17 protein-coding genes are annotated in these 17,883 nt (G+C 65.5%); 7 read left to right on the top strand and 10 right to left on the bottom strand.

The window, feature by feature from the left end; translation table 11 throughout:
* Positions 1-59: 59 nt before the first annotated feature.
* From V3596_RS15630 to V3596_RS15605, 6 genes are all read right to left on the bottom strand, one after another.
* On the bottom strand, positions 60-770 hold the full coding sequence (locus V3596_RS15630) for an ABC transporter ATP-binding protein (protein WP_334278713.1): 711 nt from the start codon (positions 768-770) through the stop codon (positions 60-62).
* Positions 767-1,537, bottom strand: coding sequence for an ABC transporter ATP-binding protein (locus tag V3596_RS15625; RefSeq protein WP_334278712.1), 771 nt, complete (start codon positions 1,535-1,537; stop codon positions 767-769). The genes V3596_RS15630 and V3596_RS15625 overlap by 4 nt, the downstream gene beginning before the upstream one ends.
* The gene (locus V3596_RS15620) at positions 1,537-2,844 is read right to left on the bottom strand and encodes a branched-chain amino acid ABC transporter permease (protein ID WP_334278711.1); all 1,308 of its coding nucleotides are present in this window, start codon (positions 2,842-2,844) and stop codon (positions 1,537-1,539) included. Before V3596_RS15620 ends, V3596_RS15625 begins: the two co-directional genes overlap by 1 nt.
* 85 nt (positions 2,845-2,929) lie before the next feature.
* Positions 2,930-3,889 carry a branched-chain amino acid ABC transporter permease gene (locus V3596_RS15615; RefSeq protein WP_395386862.1) on the bottom strand — a complete coding sequence of 320 codons (960 nt, stop codon included), beginning with the start codon at positions 3,887-3,889 and terminating at the stop codon, positions 2,930-2,932.
* 199 nt (positions 3,890-4,088) lie between these two features.
* Entirely contained in the window at positions 4,089-5,330 is a 1,242-nt protein-coding gene (locus V3596_RS15610) for a branched-chain amino acid ABC transporter substrate-binding protein (protein ID WP_334278709.1), read from the bottom strand.
* Between the two features lie 111 nt (positions 5,331-5,441).
* Positions 5,442-7,088 (bottom strand): 3-(methylthio)propionyl-CoA ligase, encoded by a 1,647-nt coding sequence (locus tag V3596_RS15605; RefSeq protein ID WP_334278708.1) that lies wholly within the window; start codon positions 7,086-7,088, stop codon positions 5,442-5,444.
* 123 nt (positions 7,089-7,211) lie between these two features.
* On the opposite strand from V3596_RS15605, the gene V3596_RS15600 reads away from it, so the two are divergent.
* From V3596_RS15600 to V3596_RS15580, 5 genes are all read left to right on the top strand, one after another.
* Complete coding sequence (locus tag V3596_RS15600; RefSeq protein ID WP_334278707.1) at positions 7,212-8,705, top strand: protein adenylyltransferase SelO; 1,494 nt, start codon at positions 7,212-7,214, stop codon at positions 8,703-8,705.
* Entirely contained in the window at positions 8,702-9,127 is a 426-nt protein-coding gene (msrB, locus tag V3596_RS15595; RefSeq protein ID WP_334278706.1) for a peptide-methionine (R)-S-oxide reductase MsrB, read from the top strand. Before V3596_RS15600 ends, msrB begins: the two co-directional genes overlap by 4 nt.
* A 3-nt stretch (positions 9,128-9,130) precedes the next feature.
* Positions 9,131-9,775 carry a septation protein A gene (locus V3596_RS15590; protein WP_334278705.1) on the top strand — a complete coding sequence of 215 codons (645 nt, stop codon included), beginning with the start codon at positions 9,131-9,133 and terminating at the stop codon, positions 9,773-9,775.
* On the top strand, positions 9,772-10,059 hold the full coding sequence (locus tag V3596_RS15585; RefSeq protein ID WP_334278704.1) for a BolA family protein: 288 nt from the start codon (positions 9,772-9,774) through the stop codon (positions 10,057-10,059). The genes V3596_RS15590 and V3596_RS15585 overlap by 4 nt, the downstream gene beginning before the upstream one ends.
* 68 nt (positions 10,060-10,127) lie before the next feature.
* A complete protein-coding gene (locus tag V3596_RS15580; RefSeq protein ID WP_334278703.1) occupies positions 10,128-10,934 on the top strand; it encodes a peptidylprolyl isomerase in 807 nt (268 codons plus the stop codon).
* A 491-nt stretch (positions 10,935-11,425) separates the two neighbouring features.
* Here the strand turns inward: V3596_RS15580 and V3596_RS15575 are convergent, their stop codons facing one another.
* On the bottom strand, positions 11,426-12,124 hold the full coding sequence (locus V3596_RS15575; protein ID WP_334278702.1) for an ABC transporter ATP-binding protein: 699 nt from the start codon (positions 12,122-12,124) through the stop codon (positions 11,426-11,428).
* A gap of 17 nt (positions 12,125-12,141) precedes the next feature.
* Here V3596_RS15575 and V3596_RS15570 point away from each other — a divergent pair, with 17 nt between their 5' ends.
* A complete protein-coding gene (locus V3596_RS15570; protein WP_416383988.1) occupies positions 12,142-12,771 on the top strand; it encodes an arylesterase in 630 nt (209 codons plus the stop codon).
* Positions 12,772-12,781: 10 nt separating this feature from the next.
* Here V3596_RS15570 and V3596_RS15565 read toward each other — a convergent pair whose 3' ends face one another.
* Positions 12,782-14,809 (bottom strand): DUF6600 domain-containing protein, encoded by a 2,028-nt coding sequence (locus V3596_RS15565; RefSeq protein ID WP_334278701.1) that lies wholly within the window; start codon positions 14,807-14,809, stop codon positions 12,782-12,784.
* Between the two features lie 77 nt (positions 14,810-14,886).
* Complete coding sequence (gene def, locus V3596_RS15560; RefSeq protein ID WP_334278700.1) at positions 14,887-15,426, bottom strand: peptide deformylase; 540 nt, start codon at positions 15,424-15,426, stop codon at positions 14,887-14,889.
* A 24-nt stretch (positions 15,427-15,450) separates the two neighbouring features.
* Here def and V3596_RS15555 point away from each other — a divergent pair, with 24 nt between their 5' ends.
* The gene (locus tag V3596_RS15555) at positions 15,451-16,401 is read left to right on the top strand and encodes an MBL fold metallo-hydrolase (protein ID WP_334278699.1); all 951 of its coding nucleotides are present in this window, start codon (positions 15,451-15,453) and stop codon (positions 16,399-16,401) included.
* Here the strand turns inward: V3596_RS15555 and ntrC are convergent, their stop codons facing one another.
* Positions 16,402-17,883, bottom strand: coding sequence for a nitrogen regulation protein NR(I) (gene ntrC / locus V3596_RS15550; protein ID WP_334278698.1), 1,482 nt, complete (start codon positions 17,881-17,883; stop codon positions 16,402-16,404).

Here is a 17,883-nt window from a genome sequence, read left to right as displayed (position 1 = left end):
CAGGGCTTGTGTCCGCCCTATGAGGGACAAATGACCGCCGACAAAAGCCTTGCCCCGCCTCACACCTCCAGCCACTCCTTGCGGATGTAGGCGTTGCCGCGCAGGTCGGCCGGCGTGCCTTCGAAGACGATGCGGCCGTGGCCCATCACGTAGCAGCGTTCGGAAATCTCCAGCGCGATGGCCAGCTTCTGCTCCACCAGCAGCACGGCAATGCCGCGGCGCTTGAGTTCCTTCAGGTACTCGGCCACCAGCTCGACGATCTTGGGTGCCAGACCCTCGGTGGGCTCGTCGATCATGATGAGATCGGGGTCGCCCATCAGCGTGCGACACAGGGTCAGCATCTGCTGCTCGCCGCCTGAAAGCACACCAGCCTCGGTGTGCTGGCGTTCTTTGAGCCGCGGGAACATCTGGTACATGTCGTCGAAGCCCCACCTGGGATTCTTCGCGCCCGACTTCTGGCCGAGCATCAGGTTCTGATGCACCGTGAGCTTGGGGAAGATGTCGCGGTTCTCCGGCACATAGCCGATGCCGGCATGGGCCACGCGGTAGCCCTTCTCGCCCAGCAGATCGCGATCGCCGAACTTGATCGAGCCATGGCCATCGACCTGGCCCATCACCGTCTTCACCGTCGTGGAGCGGCCCGAGCCATTGCGGCCGAGCAGGGCGACGATCTCGCCGGCCTTCACTTCCATCGTCACGCCATGCAGGACATGGCTCTTGCCGTAGAAGGCGTGGACGTTCTCAAGCTTCAGGTTGCGGGGGGCGTTCATGCGTGCACCTCGGCGAGAACAGAGCCCAGATAGGCTTCTTGAACTTTCGCATTCGCCCGCACCGCCTCCGGCACGTCAAAGGCAATCACCTCGCCATAGACCAGCACCGCGATCTTGTCGGCCAGGCCGAACACCACGCCCATGTCATGCTCCACGGTCAGCAGGGTCTTGCCTTCGGTGACTTCTCGAATCAGCTGGATGAAGCGTTTGGTCTCGCTCTTGCTCATGCCGGCGGTGGGCTCGTCCAGCAGGATCACGCTGCTGCCGCCGGCAATCGTGATGCCGATTTCCAGCGCGCGCGCTTCCGCATAGGTGAGGTTCATCGCCAGCACGTCGCGGCGCTTGTCGAGCTTGATCATCTCGAGCACGGCTTCAGCGCGGTCGTTCGCGTCGTCCAGGTCGGCCAGGAACTTCCAGAAGGCGTAGCGGTAGCCCATGCTCCAGAGCACGGCACAGCGGATGTTCTCGAACACCGACAAGCGCGTGAACAGGTTGGAGACCTGGAAACTGCGCGACAGGCCCCGGCGGTTGATCTCGTAAGGCTTCTTGCCGTCGATACGCTCGCCGTGCAGCTTGATCTCCCCACTGCTAAGGCCGAAGCGCCCGCTGATCAGATTGAAAAGCGTGCTCTTGCCCGCGCCATTCGGGCCGATGATGGCCACCCGCTCGCCCGGCCGCACCTGCAGTTGCGCGCCGCGGATGATCTCGGTCTTGCCAAAGCTCTTGCGCACATCCAGGAGCTCCAACGCAAATTCACTCGCCGCCATCAGAGGCTCTCCCGACGTTTGATCTCTTTTTCGATCTCTTCCTGGATCTCGTCCCACTCGCGCTTGTACTGGCGCCGCGCAACCTCGAACAGCACGAGGCCGATGGCCAGCACCATGCTGGCGCCGAACCAGGCGTCGATGCGCGAGCTGTCCAGCGTGGCACCCATGAAGACCAGCTCGGGGCCCATCGCTTCGTTCAACTGGCGGTGGTAGAGCATTTCAACCATCGCACCGCCGCCGACCAACATGGTCAGTGCCGTGCCGGCGAGCGCCAGATAAGACGTCCATAGCTTGGAGAGCTTGCCAAAGGCCGCAACCCGCAGATTCATCATGATCAGGCTGGCCACGCCGCCGGGCGCGTACATCACCATGAACAGGAAGATCAGGCCAAGATAAAGCAACCAGGCCTTGGTCAGCTCGGACAGGAACACCAGCGCCACGACCATCAGGACCGCGCCGAGGATGGGCCCGAAGAAGAATGTCGCGCCACCGAGGAAGGTGAAGAGCAGGAAGGCCCCGGAGCGGGCCGCGCCCACGACCTCGGCCGTGACGATTTCGGTATTGATCGCACCCAGGCCACCGGCCACGCCGGCGAAGAAGCCCGAGATCATGAACACCATGTAGCGCACCCACTGAGTGTCGTAGCCGACAAACTCGACGCGCTCCGGGTTGTCTCGCACCGCATTCAGCATGCGGCCCAGCGGCGTGCGCGTCAGCGCAAACATCAAGCCGGTACAGATGAAGCAGTAGATTGCCACCAGGTAATACACCTGGATCTGCGGGCCGAAGGTGATGCCCATGACAGGCGCGCCGATCACGCGGTTGCTGGAGACGCCGCCCTCGCCGCCGAAGAACTCCGGCAGCATCAGGAACATCGAGCCGATCAGTTCTCCGAGGCCCAGCGTGATCATCGCGAATGGCGTGCCAGCCTTCTTGGTCGAGACATAGCCCAGCAGGCTGGCCAGCAGAAGGCCCGACAGCCCGCCGACCAGCGGCACCAAGCTAACCGGAATCGGCAGCGCACCACGTGTGATCACGTTCAGCGTGTGGATCGCCAGGAAAGCGCCGAAGCCGCTGTAGATCGCGTGCCCGAAGCTGAGCATGCCGCCCTGCCCCAGCAGCATGTTGTAGGCCAGGCAGGCAATGATGCCGATGCCGATCTGGGTGAGCATGGTCTGGGCGAGGCCGCTGGTCCAGACCAGCGGCGCCACGGCCAGCACCAGGGCGAAGAAGCCCCAGACGATCCAGCGGCCAACGTTGTAGGGTTTGAAATGGAAGTTGGCGGTTCCCGCGAGGACTTTGTTCATCAGGACTCCCGCCGGGCCGCACCAAGGGAGGCCTGCGCCCCCTCGGGGGGCAGCGAACGAAGTGAGCGTGGGGGCATCATTTTTTTTAGTCCTCCCGCGTGCCAAGAAGGCCCTTGGGCCGGAAGATCAGGATCAGCACCATCAGCAGATAGGGCAAGGTGGGGGTCAGGTCGGCCACGCGCTGGCGCAGGATGGGGTACAGCACGCTGTCAGGCCCGAACTTGATGCCGATGCCGGCCAGGGCCGAACCCAGCGAGGCATCGATGGTCAGCGGCAGCGTCTGCAGGAGGCCGATCACCAGCGAGCCGACGAAGGCACCGGCCAGCGAGCCGATGCCGCCCACCACAATGACCACGAAGATGATGGGGCCGACCACCAGCGCCATCGAGGGCTCGGTCACGAAGGTGAAGCCGCCGATCACACCAGCCAGCCCCGCCAGTGCGCAACCGCCGCCGAACACCATCATCAGGACGCGCGGCACGTTGTGGCCCAGGGCCTCGGCCATATCGGGATGGGTGAGCGCCGCCTGGATCACAAGGCCGATGCGGGTGCGCGTCAGCAGCAGCCACAGCGAGACGAGCATCAGCAAAGCCACGCCCATCATGAACAGGCGGGTCAGGGGAAAGTTGGAGCAGGAAGCCTGGGCGCAAACATCGGCCGGTGCAGCACCCCAGACAATGGAGAAGCCCGAGCTGGCACTCTGCACGAATGTGAAAGCCGAGCCTTGCAGTGAAGGCGGCGGCGTGAAGGGAACGGCCGTACGGCCGAAGATCAGTTGCACCAGCTCGAGAATCACGTAGCTGACGCCGAAGGTGATCAAGAGCTCAGGCACATGGCCGAACTTGTGGACCCGCCGCAAGGCCATGCGCTCGAAGCCCGCGCCCAAGAGCCCCACCACCAGCGGCGACAGGATCAGCGAAGGCCAGAAACCCAGCACGCCCACCAGCGCATAGGCCGCATAGGCGCCCAGCATGTAGAAGCTCGCATGGGCGAAATTGAGCACGCCCATCATGCTGAAAATCAGCGTCAGGCCGGAGCTCAGCATGAACAGCAGCAGTCCCGAGGACAGGCCGTTCAGCAAATTGATGAGGATTTGGTCCACGACGACTCACTCAAGAAGGCCGGCGCGCGAAGCGCCGGCCTCAGGTGCTACTGATCAAGTGGCACCCGTGGAACTGGCTTTGCCAGGCCACTGGGTGCGCCCCCTTGAGGGGGAGCCGCGTAAGCGGCAACGGGGGTGGGCCTTAAGGCCTCTTCATCTGGCACGAGGTCGGCGTGCTCGAAACGTACGACTCGTAAGTCTTCACCGGCGCCAGCGTGTAGCCGGTGTCTTCCGGGCTGTACGGGTACTGCTTGCTGGCCTTTTCCCAACGCGTCACGTACAGCGGCTGCTGCAGCTGGTGGTCGGTCTTGCGCATGGTCACTTCGCCATTGAAGCTCTTGAGCGTCAGGCCTTCCAGCGCGGCAGCCACCTTGACCGGGTTGGTCGACTTGGCGTTGGCCATGGCCTGACCCAGGTAGTTCAGGATATGCACCAGGCTGTTGGTGTACAGGTCGTCCTTGAACTTGGCCTTGTACTCGTCGCCCCACTGCTGCGTCTGGCCACCCATGTTGTAGTGGCTGTAGGCCACCTGGTAGATGCGGCCGGCGCCGGCCGCGCCGATGGCTGTCGGCGTGCCCGTGGTGCTGGTGTAGTAGGTGAAGAACTTGCCCGTGTAGCCGGCTTCGTTCGCCGCCTTGATGAACAGCGCCAGGTCGGAGCCCCAGTTGCCGGTGATCACCGTGTCGGCACCGCTGGCCTTGATCTTGGCCACATAGGGCGCGAAATCGCGCACCTGGGCGATCGGGTGCAGGTCTTCGCCGACGATCTGGACATCCGGGCGCTTGCGGGCCAGCAGTTCCTTGGCGTACTTGGCGACCTGATGGCCGTGCGCATAGTTCTGGTTCAGCAGGAAGACCTTCTTCACGTCCGGCATGTCCTTCATGAAGGTCGTGATCGCTTCCATCTTCATCGAGGTGTCGGCGTCAAAGCGGAAGTGCCAGTAGTTGCACTTGCTGTTGGTCAGGTCGGGGTCCACCGCCGAGTGGTTCAGGTAGACGACTTCCTTGCCCGGGTTGCGCTCGTTGTGCTTGATCACGGCGTCCAGCAGCGCGGCGGCCACGCCCGAGCTGTCGCCTTGCGTGACGTAGCGGATGCCCTGGTCGGTGGCAGCCTTGAAAGCCGTCAGCGTTTCAGCGGGGCTCAGCTTGTTGTCGAAGGTGACCAGTTCGAACTTCACGCCGGCCGGGTTGCTCTTGTTGTACTTCTCCAGCAGGAACTGCAGGGTCTTGACCTGGTTCTGGCCGACCGGGCCCAGGAGGCCGGAGAGAGGATCGATGAAGGCGATCTTGACCGTTTCGCCCTTCTGCGCCAGGGCCGTGCCGGCCATCAGGCTGAGGGTCACCGCCGCGGCGGTCATCGTCAGGGTGCGCTTGCTGCTGTACATCGTTGTCTCCTTTTGGTTTGCAAGGTCTAAAGACTTGTATTGCTTGCGCGGCCACAGTAGCGGGTCTGCGCCCGCTCGGCCCTGGGGACTTCCCCCACCTGAGGTGCCGACTCAGGCGCCCGGCAGGCGGTGGTCCTTGAACTGCTCGCGCAGTTTGAGTTTCTGAATCTTGCCGGTGGCCGTGTGCGGGATCTCCGCCACAAAGACCACGTCATCCGGGATCTGCCATTTGGCGATGCGCCCTTCGTAGAAGGCCAGCAACTCTTCGCGCGTCAATTCGGCATTGGGCTTCCTGACCACCACCAGCAGGGGACGTTCATCCCACTTGGGATGGCGCGAGGCAATCGCCGCCGCCTCGTGCACGGCCGGATGGGCCATGGCGATGTTCTCGAGGTCGATGGAGCTGATCCACTCACCGCCGGACTTGATCACGTCCTTGCTGCGGTCGGTGATCTGCATGAAGCCGTCGCCGTCGATGGTGGCCACGTCGCCGGTCGGGAACCACTGGCCCTGACCCTTCACATCGACCAGCGGCGACTCCTTCGCGCCGTAGTACTGGTTGATCACCCAATGGCCGCGCACGACCAGGTTGCCCGACGCCTCGCCGTCCCATGGCAGTGCTTCGCCCTCGTCGTCGATGATGGCCATGTCGATGCCGTAGATCACCTTGCCCTGCTTCTCCAGGACCTTGCGCTGCTGTTCGGGCGGCAGCAGGAGCTGCTTGCTGGTGAGCTTGGACAACGTGCCCAGCGGCGAGAGCTCGGTCATGCCCCAGGCATGGATCACTTCGACGCCGTAGTCGTCCATCAGCGTGGCCAGCATGGCCGGTGGGCAGGCCGAGCCGCCGATCACGGTGCGCTTGAAGGTCGTGAACTTCAGCTTGTTGGTCTTCACATAGGTGAGCAAGCCCAGCCAGACCGTGGGCACGCCGGCACTGAAGGTGACGCCTTCGCTCTCGAACAATTCGAACAGCGACTTGCCATCCAGGTGCGGGCCCGGGAACACCAGCTTGGCGCCAACGATGGCCGAGCTGTAAGGCAGGCCCCAGGCATTGACGTGGAACATCGGCACCACCGGCAGGATCACGTCCTTGGCCGAGCAGTCCATCGCGTCAGGCATCGCCGAGGCGAATGCATGCAGCAAGGACGAACGGTGGCTGTAGACCGCACCCTTGGGGTGGCCTGTGGTGCCCGAGGTGTAGCAGATGCTGGAGGCCGTGTTCTCGTCGAACAGCGGCCACTGATAGTCGCCGTTCTCGGCTTCGACCAGCTCTTCGTAGCAGAGCAGGTTCGGGATCGTCGTGGCTGCCGGCATGTGCGAACGGCCGCACATCAGGATGTAGTGCTTGATGCTCGGCATCTGAGCGCAAAGCTTCTCGATCAGCGGCAGGAAGTTCAGGTCGAAGCACAGCACCGAGTCTTGTGCGTCGTTGGCAATCCAGGCGATCTGCTCAGGGAACAGGCGCGGGTTGATCGTGTGGCAGACCAGGGCCGAGCCCGAGCTGCCGTAATAGATCTCGAGATGGCGGTAGCCGTTCCAGGCCAGCGTGGCAATGCGGTCGCCGGGAGCGCAGCCCAAGCGCGCAAAGGCCTGCGCGAGCTTGCGTGAGCGCAGCTCCACGTCCTTCCAGGTGTAGCGGTGCAGGTCGCCTTCGACCCGCTTGCTGACGATCTCGGTGTCGCCGGCATGCCGTGCCGCATGCTGGATCAGCGAAGAAATCAGCAAGGGCATCGCCATCATCTGGCCCATCATCGCCATGGCAGTCTCCTGGACATTCTTGTGTCTTTGTCGTCAGCGTCGCTGCCACCGCAGGACAGCCGGTCTCGGGCCATGTTAACCCTCTGAAACTTGGTGCAAAGTCACCCTCGTTACACTGCGGACATGCACGTTTTCCCTGGGCTGGCGCTGGCTCGCAGCGCCCAAGGCTACAGCCGGCTGGGGCCGGATTTCCTGACCGAACTTTCGCCCGAGCCCGTCCCCGGGCCGCATTGGGTGGCCCACAGCGAACCCTGCGCGGACCTGCTGGGTCTTGCTGCGGACTGGCGCAGCCCCGAAGCGCTGGCGCTGCTGAGCGGCAATGGCGGTGGCGGTGGCGCAGGCAACGGCATCGGCTGGGCCAGCGTGTACAGCGGGCACCAGTTTGGTGTCTGGGCGGGCCAGCTGGGCGATGGCCGCGCGCTGCACATCGGCGAGATCGAGAACAAGGGGCAGCGCTTCGAGCTGCAGCTCAAGGGTGCCGGACGCACGCCCTACTCGCGCATGGGTGACGGCCGGGCGGTCTTGCGCTCCTCGATCCGCGAGTTCCTTTGCTCCGAAGCCATGGCCGCCCTGGGCATCCCGACGACGCGCGCGCTCTGCATCACCGGCTCCAGCCTTCGGGTGAGGCGCGAGGACGTCGAGACGGGCGCCATCGTGACCCGGGTCGCGCCGAGCTTCCTGCGTTTTGGCCATTTCGAGCATTTCGCGCATCACGGCCTGCTGCCGCAATTGCAGCAGTTGTTCGAGCATGTGCTGGACCAGCACGCGCCGGAATGCCGCGACGCCGCTGTGCCCGCGGCCGCCCTGCTGGAGAGAATCAGCCGCCAGACCGCGAGCCTGATGGCCGACTGGCAGGCCGTGGGCTTCATGCATGGGGTGATGAATACCGACAATATGTCGATGCTGGGCCTGACGCTGGACTACGGCCCCTTCGGCTTCATGGACGGCTTCGATCCCGGCCATGTCTGCAACCACAGCGACCACCAGGGCCGCTATGCCTATGCCCGGCAGCCCAATGTGGCGTTCTGGAATCTGCATGCGCTGGCACAGGCGCTGATGCCCTTGGTGCCGGGCGACCCGGAGACGGCTTCGGAGCCTTTGCTGGCTGCGCTGGAGTCCTATCGTGAGGCCTTCCCTGCCGAGATGCTGGGCCGCCTGCGCGCCAAGCTGGGCTTGGTCAGCAGCCTGCCGCAGGACCGCGAACTGGCCGACGACTGGCTGAAGCTGATGGCCGCCCATCACACCGACTACACGATTGCCTGGCGGCGGCTGGGCAGCTTCGACAGCAGCGCCGGGGCGAGCAATGAAGCCATGCGCGATCTGTTCGTGGACCGCGAGGCCTTCGATGCCTGGGCCCAGCGCTACCGCGCCCGCTTGCAGGCCGAGGCCAGCAGCGACGTCGAGCGCCGCAAGCGCATGACCGCGGTGAACCCGGCAGTCGTCCTGCGCAACCACCTGGCCGAGGGCGCCATCCGCCTGGCACGTGAGGGCGATTTCACGGAAATCGAGCGCTTGCTGAAAGTTCTGCTCCGCCCGTTCGACGAACCGGTGCTGGCCTCCGACGCCGGCTTCCCGCCCGACTGGGCGGCCCAACTTGAGGTGTCCTGTTCATCATGAGCTCATCCGACAAGACCTACCCGGTCCAGAAGACCGATGCCGAGTGGCGCGAGCAACTCGACCCCATGCAATACCAGGTGGCCCGCCACGCAGCCACCGAGCGCGCCTTCACCGGCAAGTACTGGGACCACTGGCAAAGCGGCGAATACAAATGCGTGGGCTGTGGTACCAGGCTCTTCGAGGCCGACACCAAGTTTGACGCCGGTTGCGGCTGGCCCAGCTACTGGGCGCCGGTCAATTCGGAGGTCATCGAGCGCGTGGTCGACAAGAGCCACGGCATGGTGCGCGTCGAGGTGCGCTGCAACAACTGCGGCTCCCACCTGGGCCATGTGTTCCCGGACGGCCCGCAGCCGACCGGCGAGCGCTTCTGCATCAACTCCGCCGCGATAGACTTCGCGCCCGATAGCGATTCCAAGCCCTGATCGATGAAGATCCTGTTCGACTTCCTGCCGCTGGCGCTGTTCTTCGTCACCTTCAAGCTGGCGGAGGGCCGCAAGGCCGCCGCCGCCCTGTTCGCGACCGAGCATTTCGGCTTCATGGTCTCGGGCGGCCAGGTCGGCCCCGAAGAGGCACCGGTGCTGCTGGCCACGCTGGTGGTGGTGGCCGCCACGCTGGCCCAGGTGCTTTATCTGAAGCTGCGCGGCAAGAAGGTCGACCTGATGCTGTGGATCAGCCTGGCGCTCGTGGTGGTGCTGGGCGGCCTGACCGTCTGGTTCCACAACGAGACCTTCATCAAGTGGAAGCCCACGGGCCTTTACTGGGTCATGGCGCTGACCTTCTGGGGCAGCCAGGCCTTCTTCGGCAAGAGCCTGATCAAGGCAGCGCTGGGCAAGGAGATGCCCTTGCCCGAAGAAGTCTGGCGCCGCCTGAACTGGGCCTGGGTCGGCTTCTTCGCCTTGATGGGCCTGGTCAACATCCTGGTCGCCTACAACTTCTCCACCTCCACCTGGGCCAGCTTCAAGGCCTTCGGCACGGTGGGCATGATGATCGTCTTCGTGCTGGGCCAGGGCTTCTATCTGGCCCGCCACCTGCCCGACGATGAGCCGGCGGCCGAGGAGCCGAAGACATGAGCATCACCCCGATCACCCCGAAGGCCAGCCTGGCCGAGATCGAACGCCGCCTGCGCGCCGCCCTCGATCCCATTGAATTGCAGCTGCAGGACGACAGCGCCCAGCACGCCGGCCATGCCGGTGCACGCGAGGGTGGCCACTACAGCGTGAGCATCGTCAGCGCCAGCTTTACGGGCCTTAACAAGGTGGCTCGGCATCGGCTCGTATATCATTCCCTCGGTGAATTGATGCAACAGGGCATCCATGCGCTGGCCGTCCAGGCCCGCGCCCCGGGAGAACCCTGAGGCCTCGAAAACCCAAGCGATGCGCCGCCCTGGCGCCATTTTTTTAGCCTAGCTAGACACCCAATCCCATGAAGAAGTTTGTGCTTGCCGCCGCAGTTGCGGCCCTGACCGCTGCGCTCGTGCCCGTGACGGCCAGCGCGCAAAACATCACCACCGTCAACGGCAAGGCCGTGCCCAAGGCACGTGCCGACTCGCTCCTGAAGCAAGTCGCGTCCAATGGCCAGGGCCAGGCGATCACGCCGGAGCTGGAAGCCCAGGTCAAGGACGAAGTCGTGCTGCGCGAGATCTTCATCCAGGAAGCCGAAAAGCGTGCCATTCCCCAGTCGGCCGCCTACAAGGACCAGATGGAACAGGCTCGCCAGATGATCCTGATCCGCACCCTGTTCGACGACTTCAAGAAGAAGAACCCGGTCACGGACGCTGAAGCTTCGGCCGAGTACGACAAGTACAAAGCCGCCAACGCCGGCCTTGAGTACCGTGCCCGTCACATCCTGGTCGAGAAGGAAGACGACGCCAAGGCCCTGATCGCCCAGATCAAGGCCGGCGCCAAGTTCGAAGAGCTGGCCACCAAGAACTCCAAGGACCCCGGTTCGGCAGCCAACGGCGGTGACCTCGACTTCGCCAACCCGAATGGCTACGTGCCCGAGTTCTCGCAAGCCATCAAGCTGCTGAAGAAGGGCGAGATGACCGAGACCCCGGTCAAGACGCAGTTCGGCTACCACGTCATCCGCCTGGAAGACACCCGCGAAGCCACCTTTCCGGCCTTCGACGACGTCAAGGCCCAGCTGAAGCAGCGCATCGAACAGCAAAAGGTCGGCGCCTTCCAGCAAGAGCTGAAGAGCAAGGCCAAGACCGACTACAAGTGGAGCAAGTAAATCGGCTCGCCCCGAGGCGTTAAACGCCTGGGATGACCTGAAGAAGCCCGCCTCTCGGCGGGCTTTCTTTTGGGTCCTTCACCGATCTGCGGTGAAGTCCACAAACGGCACATTGCTGCCATTCGTTTTCTTGTTCCTCGGTTGGTCGAAGATCAGGCCGCCAGCGGGTTCCCCTGCGCTCGTGTCCCCCGGCCCTGGCTGCGCCAGGTCCTTCTCCTTTACCTCGCTTCGGGAAACCCACTGCCGTCCTGATCCGCACCACTGTGGCCTTCGCCTGGTGGCATGCGCAGGTTCGGCCGAGGGTGTCGGGTGAGGGTTTGGGCGAGGTAAAGGAGGAGGATCGGGCGAAGCCCGGTCCGGGGGACAGGAGCACAAGCCCTCACCCGATGGCCTCGGCAGCGCGAACGAGCTTCAACGCGAACGGCTGCTACGTGCCGGCAGGAGACATCCCCGGCGATCGGCGATGACCCTGCTTATTTACGCAGGCGCATTTACGCAGGCGCATCTGCCAATCTTGACTCCACCAGCCTGCCAGCCTCAATTCGCAGCTGCCTCTCACAGCGCTCGGCAATCTGGCGGTCGTGCGTGACCAGCACGAGCGTGGTGCCCGCTTCGCGGTTGAGCTCGAACATCAGCTCCATCACGGCGGCACCGGTGGCGTAGTCCAGACTGCCAGTGGGCTCGTCCGCCAGCAACAGCGCCGGGCGCTGCACAAAGGCTCGCGCCAGCGCCACGCGCTGCTGCTCGCCACCCGAAAGCACGCGCGGATAGTGGCCCAGGCGCTGACCGAGGCCGACGCGCTCCAGCATCGCCGTGGCCTGCGCGCGGGCGTCGCGAATGCCGCGCAGCTCCAGCGGCAGCATCACGTTCTCCAGGGCATTCAGATTGGCCAGCAGCTGGAAGCTCTGGAACACAAAGCCCAGCTCCCTGGCTCGCAATGCGGCGCGCTGATCTTCATCGAGCACGAACATGTCCTGCCCGCGCAGCCGCACCGTGCCGCTGGTGGGTTTGTCCAGGCCGGCGAGTATGGCCAGCAAGGTGCTCTTGCCCGAGCCCGATGCGCCGACGATGGCCACCGATTCCCGCGCCTCCAGCCGGAAGCTGATGTCATGCAGAATCGTCAGCTCGCCGGTGGCGTCGACCACCGATTTGCGGACATGGTCGACTTCGATGATGAATTCAGAAGACATGGGTGGTTTGGATGCTGATGCTCAAGCGGCGTGACTGGTTGCTGCACTGTAGCCTGTGGGCGGCCATGCCGCTGGCGCTCGCCGCTGAAGCGGAGAAGCGCATCGTGGTGCTGGGCGACAGCCTTTCGGCCGAATACGGCCTGGCCCGCGGCACTGGCTGGGTGGCGCTGCTGGAGCAAAGGCTCGCTGCGCAGAGAGTGAATGCCAAGGTCGTCAATGCGAGCATCAGCGGCGACACCACCTCGGGCGGCCGCTCGCGCCTGAACGCAGTCTTGAAGCAGCACAAGCCGTCGATTCTCGTGATCGAACTCGGTGGCAATGACGCGCTGCGCGGGCTGCCGATGGCGATGAGCAAGGACAACCTGCGCGCCATGACCCGCGCGGCCAAGGCGGCCGGCGCCAAGGTGCTCTTGCTGGGCATGCAGATGCCGCCCAACTATGGCGCGGCCTATGGGCGTGAATTTGCCGAAGTCTTCGAGCAGGTGGCCAAGGAAGAAAAGGCCGGCCTCGTTCCCTTCTTGCTCAAAGGCGTGGCCGACCGCGCGGATGCCGAGAGCTGGTTCCAGAGCGACCGCATCCATCCCTTGGCCCGGGCGCATCCCGTGATGCTGGACAACGTCTGGCCGGCGCTGAAGCCCCTGCTCTAGGGGCGACGGTTCAGCGCTCCTTCTCTTCCTTGCGGCCAGGCGGCCTGTTGCGGCTTTCGTCCTCGCGCTTGCGCTGCGGAGCGGCTTCGGGCGCCTGCGGGCGGGCGGGCTGAGGCATCTGCACCTGAGGCATGGCGGGCATGGGCTGCGGCGGGCGAGCCTCCGCCGGACGCGGCGGCGTCCAGGCGGGCTGGGTCGGGCGGTCTTCGCGCCTGTCCTCGCCACGGTCACGGCGCCAGCCACCGAACTGCGGCTGCTGCACTTGCGGTTGCTGCACCTGCGGCACCTGGACCTGGGGCACCTGAGGCACCTGCGGCGGCTGCACTTGCGGCAGCTGGGGCGCTTGAGGCTGCTGCACCGGCGGCTCGCGACGGTCGTCGCGCCGATCATCACGGCGCCAGCCTCGGCGGTCTTCGCCGCCCTGCTGGCCTTGGTCCTGCGGGCGGTAGTTGCCCCAGCGGTCCTCACGAGGTCCGGGCTGTTGCTGCTGGGTCGGCTGCGTCACTGGCGGCACAGGCGACACCTGCGGCTGGGCCGGAGCCTGCACGCTGCCCGGCTGCGGCACTGCCACCACCGGCGCCGGATTGCCCGGACGCGGCAGCTTGTCGCGCCAGGTCGGGCGGTCGTCGCGGTCGTCACGGTCAGCCCGGTCGCTGCGATCTGGCCCGCGGTTGCCACGGTCGCGCGGGTCGCGATGGTCCCGCTGCCCCACCCAGCTCGGCGGATCCACGCGCTGGCCGCGTCCCGGGCCGCCCTCGCCTCGCGACGGCGCCTGCACCACCGGCTGCACCGGGCCCATATCGGGCTTGTAGGGCTGCGGACGGCCACGCCACTGCTGCTCGTGCGGCAGCACGCTGATGGCGCCCACCACATCGCGGTTGCGATAGCGCGGCGAACCACCACCCACGCGCACATCGACATCCACGTTGATGCGGTTCACATAGTGCGGGCTGTGCTTGTAGCCGGGCACATAGGCTTCACGCGGGCCCAGCGGGAACCAGCCATGGCGCGGCGGCGGGCTGTGTCGGCCACCGCCGATGCTCACACCCACAGAGAAATTGCCGCCGCCCACCCAGGCCACCAGCGCCGGAGCAAACACCGGGCGGTTCACATAGCGCCCCGGCGCCCAGCACCAGCGGCCACGCACCTGCACCCAACGGCCATAGTGGAAAGGGGCAAAGCCCCAGCGCGCGTCATCCACCCAGGTCCAGCCCCAGGGCCGCACCCAGGCCCAGCGGCCGTAGCGGTAGGGCGCCCAGTCGACGGCCAGTGCCAGCGGAAACCAGATCGCACCGTACTCATCATGCTGCTCCCAGCGGCCATGTCGGTCCAGGTCTTCCGCGCCGGTCATCTCGGACGAGACATAGCGGTTGACCGGGCCATCGCCCTCGGATTCGCTCTGGGCCACGGCCCAGTCGCCGAAGAAATCGCGCTCGATGCGCTGGCGCTCGACACGGGGGCCATTGCCCCACCAGAACTCGGCTTGCTCACCACCGCTCAGGAGCGTGGGCATGCCGTCGCCCCTGGGTTCGAAGCGGAGCTGGCCCAGCCAGGCATAGGCGCGGCTGCCGCGCTCCAGCTGGTCGACCCGGTACAGGCCTTCGCGCTCGAAGGCGAAGCGGCCCTCGCGGGTCAGGATGCGGGTCTCGGCGATGTTCTCGCGCGAGCGAAGCCGCATGGCAAGCTGGCCGCGAGCGAGCAGCAGCTCCACGGCCTCGTCGTCCAGACGGCTGAATTCAAGATCGGCGCGCTCGTCGAGCCAGATGCTGGTGGAGCCGATGCGCAGGGTGACACGGGCGCCGTTGTCGGTGCGCAGCCGGTCGCCTTCGGTGATGGGCTGGTTGCGTTCGACCTTCTGCCACTCCTTGTCTTCGGCATCGAAGAGCCAGGCTTCGCCGACCACGTCGGCCACCCGGCCCACCCGCCCGGGCGGGTCTGCATAGGCAGGCTTGAAGGCCAGCAGCAGGCTGGCAAACATCAAGAGCAGGAAGAAGGGAATCAGTCGGCTGCTGCTGTTCTTCTGTACGTGGCTGGCCATGGGCGCTCCTCGGTCGGTCAAGCCTGAACGCGGCAGCGCTGGCAGTCGCTGACCGGGTTACAGACCATTACGACAAATCAATCTTCGTCGGCACTGGGGTCGAGTTCGGGGAACAGCACGCTGGTGTAGCCAAACCTCGTGAAGTCCCGCACCCGCATCGGGTACAGCAGGCCTTGCAGATGATCGCACTCATGCTGGACCACCCGGGCATGAAAGCCCTCCGCCTCGCGCAGGATCGGCTCACCGTCCAGGCCGAAGCCTTCGTAGCGGATGCGCGTGGCGCGCGGCACCACGCCGCGCAGGCCCGGCACCGAGAGGCAGCCTTCCCAGCCCTCTTCCTCTTCGTCAGTCAGCGGCGTGATGCTCGGATTCAGGAGGATGGTCTGGGGCACGGCCGGCGCGTCCGGATAGCGCTCGCTGCGCTGGAATCCGAAGATGACCAGTCGCAGGTCCACGCCGATCTGCGGTGCCGCCAGCCCGACGCCCCTGGCAGCGGCCATGGTGTCGAACATGTCGGCCACCAGCTCGCGCAGGGCGGGCGTGCCAAACTCCGTAACATTCCGGGCCACGCGCAACAGCCGCGGGTCACCCATCTTCAAGATTTCTCTGACGGCCATGCGCCGGATTCTACGAAAGCAGCCATGCAGCCGGATTTTGTCGAGGACCTGGGCAATGGCATCTACGCCATCGACACGGCCTTCCAGCGCGACCACTTCGACGCCGCCTATCTGATGGTCGAGAACGGCCGCGCCGCCTTCATCGACACCGGCACCAACCACGCGGTGCCGCGCCTGCTGGCGGCCCTGGCATCACTGGGCCTGGGTGTCGAGGCGGTCGACTGGGTCATTCCGACCCATGTGCACCTGGACCATGCCGGCGGCGTGGGTCTCCTGATGCAGTCGCTGCCGAATGCACGCCTGCTGGTGCACCCCCGCGGTGCACGTCACCTGATCGATCCAAAGGCGCTCTATCTCGGTGCGCTGGCGGTCTATGGCGAAGAGGAAATGCAGCGCAGCTACGGGCAGCTGCGCGGGGTGCCGGCCGAGCGGGTGGATGAGAGCTTTGACGGACAGACCGTCTCGCTGGGCGGCCGCGAGCTGCTGCTGATCGACACTCCCGGCCATGCCCGCCACCACCATTGCATCTGGGATGCAAGGACACGCGGCTGGTTCACCGGCGATACCTTCGGCCTGTCCTACCGTGAGTTCGACACCGCCGCCGGCCCCTGGGTGCTGCCCACCAGCACGCCGGTGCAGTTCGAACCGCAAGCCCTGAAGGCCTCGATCACACGGATGATGAGTTACGGCCCCTGGCAGATGTTCCTGACCCATTACAGCCGCGTCGGCGACGTGGGCCGGCTGGCGGCCTCGCTGCATGCGCAGATCGACGCGATGGTGGCGCTGGCCCTGCCCTTAAAAGCCGACCCCGAGCGCCATGAGAAGCTGAAGCTAGGCCTCTCAGAGCACTACCTCGAGGAACTGCGCCGACATGGCTGCGCCTTGCTGCCGGAGCGTCAGCTTGAATTGCTGGCCATGGACATCGAGCTGAATGCCCAGGGCCTGGCCGTCTGGCTCGACAAGCGCGCCACCTGATCAGACGTCCAAACCCAGCTCCTGGATCTTGCGGGTGATCGTGTTGCGACCGATGCCGAGCTTCTGCGCGGCTTCGATCCGGCGGCCGCGCGTGATGTCCAGCGCAGTCAGGATCAGGCTGGCCTCGAAACGCCGCGTCAGTTGATCCCAGACATCGGGCTCACCGGCCAGCAAGAGCCTGCGGGCCTCGCGGGCCATTTCGGTAACCCAGACTTCGGGGCCGCTGCCGACGCTGGCAGCGCTGACCGTGCCCGCCGATGGCGCGAAGCCGCCTGACGCAGCGGCCGGAGCGCTCTCGCCCATGGGCGCAGAAGACGCGGCAGGCATCACCACGCCCAGCAGCTCCTGCGGCAGGTCCTTGGCCTCAACCACCTGACTCGGCGCCATGACGCTGAGCCAGTGGCAGATGTTCTCCAGCTGCCGGACATTGCCCGGGAAGTCGAAGTTCTCCAGGCGCGAGAGCGCAGCGTCCGACAGCCGCTTGGCCTCGACACCCAGCTCCGTGGCACTGCGCTGCAGGAAGTAGCGCGCCAGCACCGGAATGTCTTCGCGGCGCTCACGCAAGGCTGGCAGGCGCAGCCGGATCACGTTCAGGCGGTGGAACAGGTCTTCGCGGAAGGCGCCCAGCCGCACCCGCTCTTCCAGGTTCTGGTGCGTGGCCGCGATCACGCGCACATTGCTGCGCAGCGGGCTGTGGCCGCCAACCCGATAGAACTGGCCGTCGGACAAGACGCGCAGCAAACGGGTTTGCAGGTCCAGCGGCATGTCGCCGATCTCGTCCAGGAACAGCGTGCCGCCATCGGCCTGCTCGAAGCGACCGCGCCGGGTGGCCTGAGCGCCGGTGAAGGCGCCGCGCTCATGGCCGAAGAGCTCGCTCTCCAGCAGGTCTTTCGGAATGGCCGCGGTGTTGATCGCCACGAACGGGCCTTCGGCGCGCGGGCTGTGCTTGTGCAGCGCGCGCGCAACCAGCTCCTTGCCCGAGCCCGACTCACCGGTGATCAAGACCGTCACATGGCTTTGCGACAGGCGGCCGATGGCGCGGAACACGTCCTGCATCGCAGGCGCCTGGCCCAGCATCTCGGGCAGTTGCGCGGCCTGCTCCTCGGCCACCGCTTCGCGCAGGCTCTCTTCCTGTGCGCGGCGGATCAGCTCCACGGCTCGCGGCAGGTCGAAGGGCTTGGGAAGATATTCAAAGGCCCCCCCCTGGAAGGCGGCGACCGCGCTGTCCAGGTCGGAGTAGGCGGTCATGATGATGACCGGCAGCGTGGGATGCTGCTCGCGCACCTTGGCCAGCAGGTCCAGGCCCGAGCCACCCGGCATGCGGATGTCCGACACCAGCACCTGCGGGCTGTCGGTCTCCAGCGCCGTGAGCAGGTCGCGCGTGTTGCTGAAGCTGCGCACCGGCATGCCCTCGCGGCTCAGTGCCTTCTCGAGCACGAAGCGGATCGAGTGGTCGTCGTCAACAACCCAGATAGATTTCAT

This window comes from Roseateles microcysteis, assembly GCF_036880965.1.
Lineage (GTDB): Bacteria > Pseudomonadota > Gammaproteobacteria > Burkholderiales > Burkholderiaceae_C > JAUASW01.
This window is presented reverse-complemented; position numbering and strand designations above follow the sequence as displayed.